This window comes from Pedobacter sp. AK013, assembly GCF_014205835.1.
In the GTDB taxonomy this organism is placed as follows: Bacteria; Bacteroidota; Bacteroidia; order Sphingobacteriales; family Sphingobacteriaceae; genus Pedobacter.
This window is the reverse complement of the sequence record NZ_JACHCQ010000001.1, coordinates 128,292-140,178: the sequence shown is the minus strand read 5'-3', so window position 1 is coordinate 140,178 and position 11,887 is coordinate 128,292. Positions and strand designations below refer to the sequence as shown.

General features: G+C 39.2%; 10 protein-coding genes. 6 read left to right on the top strand and 4 right to left on the bottom strand.

Translation table 11 applies throughout. The features are described from left to right. Positions 1-72 precede the first annotated feature (72 nt). The 3 genes from HDC90_RS00595 to HDC90_RS00585 form a co-directional block, all read right to left on the bottom strand. Positions 73-1,185: a Fic family protein gene (locus tag HDC90_RS00595; protein WP_184462799.1), complete on the bottom strand. Its 1,113-nt coding sequence runs from the start codon at positions 1,183-1,185 to the stop codon at positions 73-75. A gap of 203 nt (positions 1,186-1,388) precedes the next feature. Continuing rightward, positions 1,389-3,749 carry a mechanosensitive ion channel family protein gene (locus tag HDC90_RS00590; protein ID WP_184462797.1) on the bottom strand — a complete coding sequence of 787 codons (2,361 nt, stop codon included), beginning with the start codon at positions 3,747-3,749 and terminating at the stop codon, positions 1,389-1,391. A gap of 287 nt (positions 3,750-4,036) precedes the next feature. Then, complete coding sequence (locus HDC90_RS00585; RefSeq protein WP_184462795.1) at positions 4,037-4,636, bottom strand: GIN domain-containing protein; 600 nt, start codon at positions 4,634-4,636, stop codon at positions 4,037-4,039. Positions 4,637-5,082: 446 nt separating this feature from the next. On the opposite strand from HDC90_RS00585, the gene kaiC reads away from it, so the two are divergent. Genes kaiC through HDC90_RS00565 form a run of 4 tightly spaced genes read left to right on the top strand, consistent with a single transcriptional unit; the run spans position 5,083 to position 9,211 of the window. Beyond that, positions 5,083-6,834 (top strand): circadian clock protein KaiC, encoded by a 1,752-nt coding sequence (gene kaiC / locus HDC90_RS00580; protein ID WP_184462793.1) that lies wholly within the window; start codon positions 5,083-5,085, stop codon positions 6,832-6,834. Next, a complete protein-coding gene (gene kaiB, locus HDC90_RS00575) occupies positions 6,834-7,121 on the top strand; it encodes a circadian clock protein KaiB (RefSeq protein ID WP_221451765.1) in 288 nt (95 codons plus the stop codon). The genes kaiC and kaiB overlap by 1 nt, the downstream gene beginning before the upstream one ends. Positions 7,122-7,123: 2 nt before the next feature. Further along, on the top strand, positions 7,124-7,438 hold the full coding sequence (locus tag HDC90_RS00570; protein ID WP_184462791.1) for a circadian clock KaiB family protein: 315 nt from the start codon (positions 7,124-7,126) through the stop codon (positions 7,436-7,438). A 3-nt stretch (positions 7,439-7,441) separates the two neighbouring features. Next, positions 7,442-9,211, top strand: a complete 1,770-nt coding sequence (locus HDC90_RS00565) for an ATP-binding protein (RefSeq protein WP_184462789.1) — start codon at positions 7,442-7,444, stop codon at positions 9,209-9,211. Between the two features lie 128 nt (positions 9,212-9,339). Here the strand turns inward: HDC90_RS00565 and HDC90_RS00560 are convergent, their stop codons facing one another. Then, on the bottom strand, positions 9,340-10,089 hold the full coding sequence (locus HDC90_RS00560; RefSeq protein ID WP_184462787.1) for a hypothetical protein: 750 nt from the start codon (positions 10,087-10,089) through the stop codon (positions 9,340-9,342). A gap of 253 nt (positions 10,090-10,342) precedes the next feature. On the opposite strand from HDC90_RS00560, the gene HDC90_RS00555 reads away from it, so the two are divergent. After that, positions 10,343-10,519 (top strand): hypothetical protein, encoded by a 177-nt coding sequence (locus HDC90_RS00555; RefSeq protein WP_184462785.1) that lies wholly within the window; start codon positions 10,343-10,345, stop codon positions 10,517-10,519. 10 nt (positions 10,520-10,529) lie between these two features. Then, positions 10,530-11,798 carry a sugar MFS transporter gene (locus HDC90_RS00550; RefSeq protein WP_184462783.1) on the top strand — a complete coding sequence of 423 codons (1,269 nt, stop codon included), beginning with the start codon at positions 10,530-10,532 and terminating at the stop codon, positions 11,796-11,798. Positions 11,799-11,887 lie beyond the last annotated feature (89 nt).

The following is an 11,887-nucleotide window of genomic DNA, read 5'->3' as shown; positions in this document are numbered from 1 at the left end:
CATGCATTGGAAATGATAAGATGGATTTGAAGACGCAGATTTCTATTATCCATCAGTTTGTTGAAGGTCTTATTATCCTTTCAATATTTGGATAAGATCATCGTTGATGTAAAATACTTCTCTACCATCTTTGGCTGCAGTCAATATTTTGGCCGCTTCAAACTCCTTAAAGTATTTAGTTAGCGTGGTTCTAGAGGTAATATTAAGCATGTCTCCTATTCGTTTAGGTTTAATATATGGTTGACTAAAAATAGCTTCGTTTATTTCTTTATTATACCATTTGATCTTAGATTTTCCGTGGATTAAGGTAGCTTCCATTTGGTTTAGTATGCTTACAATCAGCTGATTGGTCAATATTGCAGTTTTTTCTACTGCGTCAAGCATGTATAGTAGCCAGGGTTTCCATGAATTCCGCTGCGTAACTGCTGCCAGATGATAATAGTAATCATCCTTGTTGAGAATAATATATTTAGATAGGTATAATATAGGTTGCTGTAATAAATTTTTGTTCACCAGATACAAAAGATTTAGAATCCTGCCAGTTCTTCCATTCCCGTCAGAGAACGGATGTATTGCTTCAAATTGATAATGGGCGATACACATTTTTATTAGTGGATCTGAGGGGTATTTAATATCATCGTTCAGGTACTCAATCAGATTATCCATTTTATTTTCAATTATTTTTTCCCCTCTAGGTGGTGTATATATAATTTCGCCTGATCTAAACTCACTTTGGCCCCTTCTGATTACTGTTAGGCTTTGTGGGGGCCTGAAACCTGCTGTGGTATTCTTGATCTGACGAAATGTGCTGATGATACAATCATTATCTATTTGCCCATTCACCAAAATCATTTTGTATCCTTCCCAAAGTGCTTCACGGTATCGTAACACTTCTTTAGTAGCTGGTTTAATGTTTTCTTCTCTAGGTGTATCAGAAACAGCTTTGTATAACTCGTCTTCAGTAGTGAATATATTTTCAATTGCAGTTGAAGTCTGCGCTTCTTGTAGTACAATGGTGTTCACTAACATAGTTGGATTAGGTAAACGATGGAGGCTACTGTTTGTTGTTGCTAATGCCCTCGATGCCGTTACTAATTTTTTTAAAATATCTATATCATCTTCAACATTTTTGGAAGGAGGTAATAGCGGGAGATCATTAAACGGAAGTATTCTATCGTATGCCATAAAGTTATTTTATTGTGCTGCCTGGACATGTGTACACCATTCTTCTCAAATCTGAACAAAAAGTTATGAAATGTTCAGATTTTAACTAATTATTAAACATGTAGCAAATCTATGCAAATAGTATGAACATAAAAGCACGATGTGTTCATTTTTTTAATGAAAATGAACACGTTTTTGGCTACTAAATAAAAAAGCAATCGTTATTATAGAATTTCAATCCCTTTTTGTTCGAACACTTCAAAGATCTGTTGATTGATCATGCTCCGTGTCAAATCTGCTTTCGTTATATCCTTGCACCAGAAATAAATATTGATGGTACTGTTAAGTTTACTCACCGGACTGATCATAATAATAGGTTCTTTACTGATAAAAACATTACTGTTCTCTACAATAATTTCCCTGATCAGACCAACTACTTCGGTAGAATTAAAAGGTTTTGCAATCAATAAAGAAATATCTACCCGCATCTGGTTATTGCTCAGTGTCCAATTGATAATGTTATTGGATAAAATGGAACCGTTCGGGATAATAATTTCAGCACCTTCGTCGCTAAGTAAGGTACTGGAGCGTACACCGATTTCCTTTACCCTTCCCTTTTTATTGCTCAGTTCTACAATATCGCCTATGCGGATGGTTTTATCAAAAATAAGAATAATACCAGATACAAAATTGCTTACGATATTCTGTAGGCCCAATCCAATTCCAACACCCAATGCACCGAGGATAACCGTAATTTTATCGATGGGTAACCCGGAGGCAGCAACAGCAATTAAAAAGCCACCAATTAATAACACCAAACGGGTGACCAGTAATTTCGAACGCTCTCCTTTGTTATCGTCAAAACTATCATCTCCTGTATCGCCAAAGAAATAAGCAATGTATTTCTGTAAAAAGTTGGCAATCCAAATGATGCCCAAGAATAATACAATGCCGCCAAAGGTAAAAGAGAAACTGCCTATAGTTCTTTTTTCAGTCAGAATTTCCATTACCGATTCGTAGAGTCCGTTAAAAATATTCAGGTTGGTGGTAAATATAACAAACCAGATAATGGTAGCACCAATACCCGTAAGCCTTTTAAGTCCGGTAATTACGGGTTGCCAATCAAAATACTCTGGAAATCCCTTACGGATCCGGCTGCTTTTCATCTGTAGTAAAAAGGCTTCTACCAATACTTTGGCCAGGATGGTTAGCGATATCGCATTTAAAAGCGAACTTACCCCGGTTGAATAAAAAATCTGTGTGAGGGTAAAGCGGCCAAATAGATTACAAAACGTGGCGATAATAGCAAAGCCAACATAAATAAAACCCGTGGTAAGGATCATTCTGTATCTTTTGGTTTTTTCATCGAGTATTTTCCATACCATAATGCCATAGGCAACTGAACTGGTGGTTAAGAACAGCAGCAGCCAGCGCTGGTATCTGGGCGGCATACCCAAAAGACGTAAGAAAACAGGGGCAAGAAGGAGTATTACAAATATGCACCAATAGGAAAACAGCTTTGAGTTTAGCTTTTTACGAAAAAATACAGTGAGCAAAATAGCGAGTATAACCTCTACCGCTTCTATATAAAGCGCAGGCGCCCTTAAATCGAAAATAGGTGCCAGTGCAAAGAGCATGATAAAGGTGATTAAATAAGGCTGCGGACTGATGAGTGAAAAACCATCGAGCGTTTCTAAACGGCCCCGCTGTTTTACACTTCTAAAATTGAAGAACACCCAGAAGAAAAATATGGTACAGGTAAAAAGCAATAACAACCGGCTGCTTCTGGTGTACACAAAATAATAGCCAGATATTTCTTGCTCTCCTTTAATAAACCTACGAAAACCCATGCTTTTATTGGCCCGTTTGTTTACCGATTCCCATAAATAGCGGCGCTCTTTACCAAAAGCTTTAATACTTACTGCCTCGAGCTGGCTATCGGTAAGGTACATGAGCTCTTTAATATTGATCAGGTTAGAAGAAGTTCTGGCCTGCAGGTTATTGATGGATAAGGTAGTCGTTTTCAGCAGGCTATCCATCATTATACGTTTCTTCTTTAGCTCTGCAAACTCACTTTTAAACATAACCTGTACCGCAGGAACCGTAAACAATTTAATCAATACGGTATCTTTGCGCAGGTTAAGGATTTCGGTTTTTAAAGCACGTAGCTCCTTTTCATACTCATCAAGGTCTGATAAACAATCTTTGTTATTGTGCTGTAGTTCTTCCAGCAGGGTTTGGTCCATCTGCAGGTTTTGCAGGTTTGGAGATCTATCGCTCTGTGTTAACCGACTTTTAAGCAGTATCAATGCCGCTTCATCCTGGGTTAAATGTGCTGCTATAGGTTTAAGTTTCTTAAATGAACCAACAGTTACCGGAACTTTATTAACGGTTTCAAATACTTTTTCCAGGTGTGTAAGATAATCACCCTTGGTTAATGTAGTAGAATCGGCCAGAATAGATACATCCTGGCCTTTATATGCAGGTTTATCTTTCTGCGCAAAAACATGGCTTGAAAAAAATAAGATGAAAAGTAACAAAATGGCCTTCTGGAGGGCTGGGTAAAAAGAATTTCTTGTAATCATCTAGCTTAAGCAGTATTGAATATTATCTTTTATAGCACATATAGTTTTTCAAAAGTAGGGATTAGAATTGATTTTCTATATCGATTGATTTAGCAGCCGGATATTCAAATAGCTGATGTCTATTTTATTCTCAACTTTATGCTATGCTGAAACCGATGGTAATTTAAAACTGGTATATCGAAACCGAAAGCCCTGAAAAAACAGGTTAATTTTGGCTTCTGCAAATACGCTTAAAACAAAAACGGGCTGCAAAATATTTTGCAGCCCGTTTTTATATTGTTATTAACTTATTTTGCCAATGAAGCAGTTTGTTCTGTACCAGCTACTGGCGAACTCATTTGTGTTTTCATTGCTGCAAATCTGTCTAAATTCAGTTTTGGTGTGCTTCCCATTACCAAGATATGTTCTCCGGTAGCGCCGCTTAATTTTAAATCTGCACGGCCTTCAATTACAGTATATAAACTTTCTGTATTTGAATTAATTTCGGCAACTGCATTTCCTTTCAAGAATAATTGAAGATATTTCGAATCCAATTTACCTGCAGTTTTTACAACGGCATTTTCTGAAGCCTGTACTCTATAGATGTTGTTCACATAAACAGTAATCTTAGCTGTATTTTTATCTGTCGAACTGATTTTTAATGCATGTCCATCCTGGATCACTTTTACTTGGCCAGTGTTATCATCGTTGTAGCTTACACTTTCTTTTTTTCCTTGTATTAATGTAATTTCTACATTTCCGCTTACAATAACCTGGCTGATGTTTTGTGGTGCCGATACTTTGCTTGGCTGTTTCTCTCCTGCCATTACATTTGTTGAGAAAATAGCAGAACTTAAAACGATAGCTGCCAATACTGATTTTGTTAGGGTTTTGATTGAGGTTTTCATAATGCTGTTATTTATATTTTTGATTAATATTTTGTGATTGTTTTGTAAATAAGACGCCACTACAGGCAAAACGTTGCAGCAGAAAACCCGCAATTATACCAACACAGTGTAATTCTCGACGAACGGGTTTAAAAACCGGGCGAAAAACAGTTCATTTTTAAACATAATTCCTATTTGAAATGAGTTTGGCCCTAAGTTTTGGAATTAATAAGGTCAGTAGTATCTGTTTCCAATCATTTTAGGGCAAACTGAAAATCAGCGATACTATGGTAAATCTCTGGTGAATTATTGGTACATCTAGCAGCAATCTTTGTTTTTATAAGCTCAACCTCAGGGTGGATATGTGTACAGGTTGCAAACATTTTTTAATATCCCCTGTTTGTTTGGAAAGAACTCATCTGAGGTTATAATTAAATAATGGATTTAAGCTTTAAAAATTTAAATGAATGGCTAAATCAAAAAAGCAATTGGGAACACCCTCATCTGGTACAATTCCCAAAACACTTACTGGTATCTCCGGACTTGATGAAGTTACGCTGGGCGGCCTGCCTTCAGGAAGGCCTACACTTATTTGTGGCGATGCGGGCTGTGGCAAAACACTTTTTTCTATAGAATTCATTGTAAAAGGAGCCTTGTATTATAATGAGCCAGGCGTATTTATGGCTTTTGAGGAAAAAGCCGAAGAACTTAAAGCGAACGTAGCCCCTCTCGGATTTGATCTGGAACAGTTAGAAAAGGATAAAAAGATAAAATTAGATTATGTACACATCGACCGTTCCGAAATAGAAGAGACAGGAGAATATGATCTGGAGGGACTTTTTATTCGTTTAGGTTATGCAATTGACAGTATAGGTGCAAAAAGAGTGGTGCTTGATACGATTGAGAACCTATTTTCTGGGTTGAGCAATGTTGCAGTGCTACGGGCCGAAATCCGTAGACTTTTTCAGTTCCTGAAATCGAAGGGCGTTACCGCAATCATAACAGGAGAACGTGGTGGAAATGGGCTCACCCGTCAGGGTCTTGAAGAATATGTATCAGACTGTGTGATTTTACTTGACCATAGAATTACCAATCAGATTTCGACCAGGCGGCTTCGGGTTGTAAAATACCGTGGATCGGTACATGGAACGAATGAATATCCATTTCTGATAGACGATGAGGGTATCTCTGTGCTTCCGGTTACCTCTTTGATGCTGAACCATGAGGTTTCTTCGAAAAACCTGTCTTCAGGTATTCCTGCGCTTGATAAAATGCTGGGAAATTCCGGCTTTTTTAAAGGGAGCAGTATATTGGTTTCAGGTACGGCCGGAACGGGGAAGACCAGTATAACGGCCACATTCGCTAATTCTGCCTGTTTACATGGTGAAAAATGTCTTTTTTTTGCATTTGAAGAGTCTCCAAAACAGATCATCAGGAACATGCATGCTATTGGTATCGATCTTCAAAAACATGTAACAGAAGGCTGCCTGGAGTTTTATGCCTCACGGCCTACTTTATATGGCCTTGAGATGCACCTGGTGGCGATACACAAAGCGATCAAAAAATTTAAACCCACAGTAGTGGTGCTTGATCCGATCACCAACCTGATAACCATAGGATCTGTTAGTGAGGTGAAAACCATGCTTGTACGCCTTATAGACTTTTTACAGAGTGAGCAGATTACGGTAATGTTTACTGCCCTTACTTTTAATAATACGGTGAACGAACAGACCGATGAGGGTATATCTTCACTTGTTGATGCATGGTTATTGATCAAAGATATTGAGAGTAATGGCGAAAGGAACAGGGGATTATATATCATAAAATCCAGGGGAATGAAACATTCCAACCAGATAAGGGAATTTGTGATTACCGATCAGGGGCTAAACCTGATGGATGTATATCCTACAGAGCATGGTGTGCTTACCGGTTCTGCAAGAGAGGCCCGTATGCTTTTGGAGCAGACGGGCGAAATTATCCATGCCCAGGCAATTAGCCGTAAAGACCGCGAACTTGAACGTAAACGGAAAATTTTAGAATCAAAAATTGAAAGTTTAAGATCAGAATATGAGTCTGCAGAAGAAGAACTCAATAAAGTTTATGTAGAGGAAGCCTTAAAAAAGCAGATTATGGGCGAAACGCTGAGCAAGATTGCCGATCTGCGAAGGGGAAATACAGATAGTAAAGAAAAAAATATAAACAAAAAAAGAAATAAATAGTGGGAAAAGCATACGAACTCCGGTTGTACGTAGCTGGTAAAACGAGTAAATCGGTAGCTGCGCTGGAAAACCTGAAGAAACTCTGCGAAGAGCATCTGAAGGGAAAATATAGCATTGAGGTGATCGACCTTTTGGAAAAACCACAACTGGCTGAGGGCGATCAGATATTTGCGATTCCGACATTGGTGAAAAAAGTTCCTGAACCAGTCCGCAAAATCATTGGAGATCTTTCAAATGAGGAAAAGGTACTGGTGGGATTAGATATACGTACAAAGCTTAATCATTAAATATGTCAATAGGAAATCTGGTTCATCAAGATAGTAAGCAAAGCGTCGAATTTTTTTCGCTTAGGCTTTTCATTGCTGGTGCATCACCGGTTTCCACAAGGGCAATTGTGAATATTCGCGCAATCTGCGAAGAATTTATTGCCGGCAGGTACGAGTTAGATATCATTGATGCGCATCAGCAGCCATTGCTGGTTCAGCAGGAAGATGTTGCGGCCATTCCGATGCTGATCAAAAAATCACCTATGCCTATCAAAAAGCTGATCGGCGACTGTTCTGATCGCGAGAAAGTATTGAAAGGATTAGGGATTAGCTATTAAGTTATGCAGAAGACAAGTGAACATATCAGTCTCGAGCGTGCCTATGAGGAACTTCGCATGCAGCTAGAGGAAGCTAACGATATTATTCATGCCATCCGATCAGGAGAAGTTGATGCGTTGGTTGTAAATGGAGAGAATGGACACCAGCTTTTTACGCTGAAGAGTGCTGATCATACCTACCGCATCTTTATCGAACAGATGAGCCAAAGTGCACTAACCCTTGATGCATCTGCTCATGTATTATACTGCAATTCGCAGTTATCCAGACTTTTAGGGCTGCCTTTGGAAAAAGTTATCGGTTTAAACTTTTTAACATTTTTTTCAAAAGAAGACCAAGCTACTATCAGGGAAATAATTAATGTTGCTTGGAAAAAGGACATCAGGACAGAAGTGAATATCATAAGCAGCTCAGGTGCTTCCTTGTCCGTTCAGCTTTCTTTAAAGGTGCTTCATCTTGATGAGGGTACCGCGCTAAGCATCATTATTACGGATCTGACCGAGCTGAAGAAAAACCAGCTGCTTTTAGAAACCAGGAACAAGGAGCTTGAAGCAGCAAGAAAAAGGGCAGATGAGCTCAATGAAAATCTTGAAAATATCGTCAGGCTAAGAACACGGGAACTGGAAGCAATTAATGAAGAGCTTGCAGCTGCCAATGATCTCCAGACAGAAATCAATAATCAGCTCAACAATGCACTTCATGCACTAAAGGAAAGTGAAGATAACCTACAATCTGCCTTCGATGCAGCTGAGCTGGGCAGCTGCAACCTGGATATTAAAACAGGACGTGTAGAAGCATCAAAAAGATTCAGGGAACTCTGCGGTTTGCCTTTAGAGGAGGAGGTTAGCTGGACAATGGTGATGGGATGCGTTGATACCGAGTATCTTTCAGATTTCGAGCAGGTTTTTAAAGATTGTATCAATCTTAGAAAACCATTAGATTATACCTATCCGATCAGTGATCTTGTTTCAAGTGAGCGCCGTTGGGTGAGAGTAGTTGGAAAGGCTAAAAAGGGGAGTGGTGGCGATTTTGATAGTGTTTATGCGGTTTTAATGGATGTAACAGATCAAAAACGAGACGAACAGCGGAAGAATGACTTTATTGCAATGGTTAGCCACGAACTTAAAACACCGCTTACTTCCATGAAAGGTTATATTCAGGTGATGCAATTGAAAGCCAAGAGTAATCAGAACGGCTTTGCAGATAAAGCGCTTCAGCGAGCGGAGCGTCAGGTGAATAAAATGACAAGCATGATTAATGGTTTCCTAAACCTTTCGCGCCTGGAGTCAGGGAAAATGCTGATGGATTTTCAGCCCGCAGAAATGTCGGTGCTGCTTGAAGAAGTGGTTGAGGAGTATATTGCAACAGTAAACAGTCACAATATAAAGTTTACATTTCAGCCAGGTCTTTTTGTGAGCGTAGATAAAGATAAGGTTGGGCATGTGATTAATAATCTAATCAGCAATGCGATGAAATATTCACCTGTAGATAGTGAAATAACTGTTGAGTGTTATCCTGAAGGTAAGACAGCTGTATTCCGGATAACGGACCATGGAATGGGAATAGATGAAAATGATATTCCAAAACTGTTCGAACGGTTTTACCGGGTAGAGAGCAATCGAATGACCACTGTTGCCGGGTTTGGAATAGGGCTTTATTTATCTGCAGAGATAATTCAGCGGCATGGCGGGAAGATATGGGCAGAAAGCGAGATAGGGAAGGGATCTGTTTTTTATTTTAGTCTGCCTTTAATCAATCCTCCAGCGAGCCTTTAGAACGAAATCAATGTATTCCTATCTACTATCGTAAATCTCCCTATACACTTGCCAAGCTGTTTTAGAAAGCGAATCGCCTGTGCAGTGTTGGATACGGAACGGTTTGGTTTCTTAATGACTATGACAGGTTAAAATTTAATGGATAGTTTTTCTGAAACAAGAACATTGTTTTTATAATACTCGAAGAACCAGGTTCCGTTCTTTTTTAGAACTATGCCGTTCTCATTACCATTGTTCGAAATATAACAATCGGCTACTGAGGTTTTTAGTAGGGTCATTACAATTTTAGGGGTTGCATCTATCAGTTGGTAACCATTGCTTATGGGTTGTGCGTATAATAGCGCTTCTGGTTGCTCCGTTTTGATAGCAATTGGCTGATTAACAGCTGAAGGCACTGTTTTAGTCTCTGTGTTTACATTGGCAGGTACTGCACTGGTAACCATGGTGGGGCTGCCTGCTACATACTTAAAATCGTTAAAGGATGTAAAAGCGTCTTTCAATGCCAGATTGTAAGAAGTTTGATATTCCTTTTCCCTGCTTTTGCCTGCCTTGCTTTTTACCACAACAGCGCCCTTACAATCTTTAAGTAAAAGCGTAAGATTGGTAACAAACATACTATTGTTTTCCTGCAGTTCTGCCACCAGCGCCTTACATCTATCGCTTGCAATTTCTTCGGGTATTTCAGCATTATCAAAATACACCGTAAAACCTTTTTCCTCAAAAAAAGCTTTAGTAAGGGTATTTAAGCCATATTGATTAACCTGCTTAAGAAAACTGAATTTTTCGGGCACAATAATGTATTTATAATTGCTGGTATTAGGCTGTGCCTGTACAGAAAAAGAGATGGCTAAAAGGATAATAAAAAGATATCTTTTCATAATGGTTATTGGAGTTTGGATCAGATTCCGCCTCAATTTATAGAATGAAATGGAGAAAATCAAATTTATCGTTCACTAATACTATCCGTATTCACCAAGCGGTAAATTGGTCACATCTCACCAGCAAAAAAAGCAATGTTTACACAATCGGTTGCATTAATCGATTCAATTGTTTATTATTATGGCGATTAATGATTAAAATCTAATCATAATACTACGCTTGTAGCGTGTAATAACCAAATATTCCAGAAAAATGGAGGAGCGCCAACTCATTAAATTAGAAGCCTGGTTAAAAACCTGGCGTATTTCCTGTCTGAAGATTGTAGCCAAAAGTTTAAAGAAACTATCGGCCTGGATTGCCATTAAAGAACAACCAGCCTGGTTGTTAAAATCTTTTTCTTATTGCCAATTAAAACAAATTATAACCTAAATCTGAACAGATGCTTAACATTCAAACCACAAAACTATTCTGGGCAAGTTGTCTTGCATTACTCGTTACCTCCCTTTCCTTCGGCATCCGCGCTGGTATAATGAACCAGCTCGGTATCGATTTTCAATTAAGTACTTCCCAATTGGGCACCATTACGGCTGCAGCCTTCTGGGGATTTCCGCTGGCTATCATTGTTGGAGGTTTTGTAGTCGATATAATTGGCATGAAACGCTTGCTGGTCATGGCTTTTGTTTTTCACCTGGCTGGAATTGTCCTGACCATTTTTGCCCAGGGCTACTGGAGCCTGTTTTTATCTACCTTGCTCATCGGCATTGCCAATGGTACTGTAGAGGCCGCCTGTAACCCATTGGTAGCCGCTTTATATCCAGAAAATAAAACGACCAGGTTAAATCATTTTCACTTATGGTTTCCCGGAGGCATTGTAATCGGCACATTGCTGGTTACCTTGTTTGTTCATCTTGGACTGGGCTGGAAGGTACAGGTGGCCATGATGATTATTCCTACTTTGATTTACGGATACCTGTTTTCGAGGTTGGATTTCCCGGTTACCGAAAGGGTATCGTCTGGTTATTCGAGCTCAGATATGTATAAAGCAGTACTTTCTCCTTTGTTTATCTTTATGTTCATTTGCATGTTCGGTACGGCCATTACCGAGTTATTTACCGGGCAATGGATAGGCTTATTGCTTAAAAACGTAACCGATAATGCTATTTTATTGCTTACCCTTACCACAGGGATCATGGTAATTGGCCGGGGTTTTGCCGAACCTGTAGTTCACCGCCTTGCACCTCAGGGCGTACTGCTCTTATCTGCAATATTTGCCGCAACAGGGCTTTACATGCTGAGCACCTTTACCGGAAATTCTGTTTTCTTCGCTGCGATTATTTTTGGTATAGGCGTTTGTTATTTCTGGCCAACGATGATCGGTTTTGTGGCAGAAAATGTTCCCAAATCCGGAGCACTTGGCCTAAACCTAATGGGGGGTGCAGGGATGTTTGCTGTTTCTATTTATACGATGTTTATGGGCAGCTTTTACGATAACCTGATCGTTAAACACTTACCCTCTGGCGCCTCGCTTAGCGATTATTTAAAAGCCCCTGAAAGTTCTGCACAAGGGCAGGCGCTTGCCAACGCTAAAAACCTGGCAGGCCCCGAAATTTTGCAGGCTACGCTGATTATCCCCATAATATTAATTGTGGCCTTTGGCGGATTGGTGATATACCTGCGTTCTCGGAAAAAGAGTGCTGCTATAGCATAACAATTATAAGAGATAATTAATAAAGCTTCTTTTAATAAAGAATAATGTCTACAAGTTTATGATGCTAAACTAATCATAGCTTGTAGATA

Bases quoted from the DNA above. Each gene is read 5' to 3' on its own strand.
- kaiC (WP_184462793.1), top strand. From the start codon at position 5,083: ATGGCTAAATCAAAAAAGCAATTGGGAACACCCTCATCTGGTACAATT.
- HDC90_RS00560 (WP_184462787.1), bottom strand. From the start codon at position 10,089: ATGAAAAGATATCTTTTTATTATCCTTTTAGCCATCTCTTTTTCTGTA.
- HDC90_RS00565 (WP_184462789.1), top strand. From the start codon at position 7,442: ATGCAGAAGACAAGTGAACATATCAGTCTCGAGCGTGCCTATGAGGAA.
- HDC90_RS00595 (WP_184462799.1), bottom strand. From the start codon at position 1,185: ATGGCATACGATAGAATACTTCCGTTTAATGATCTCCCGCTATTACCT.
- HDC90_RS00585 (WP_184462795.1), bottom strand. From the start codon at position 4,636: ATGAAAACCTCAATCAAAACCCTAACAAAATCAGTATTGGCAGCTATC.
- HDC90_RS00550 (WP_184462783.1), top strand. From the start codon at position 10,530: ATGCTTAACATTCAAACCACAAAACTATTCTGGGCAAGTTGTCTTGCA.
- HDC90_RS00555 (WP_184462785.1), top strand. From the start codon at position 10,343: ATGGAGGAGCGCCAACTCATTAAATTAGAAGCCTGGTTAAAAACCTGG.
- HDC90_RS00590 (WP_184462797.1), bottom strand. From the start codon at position 3,749: ATGATTACAAGAAATTCTTTTTACCCAGCCCTCCAGAAGGCCATTTTG.
- HDC90_RS00570 (WP_184462791.1), top strand. From the start codon at position 7,124: ATGTCAATAGGAAATCTGGTTCATCAAGATAGTAAGCAAAGCGTCGAA.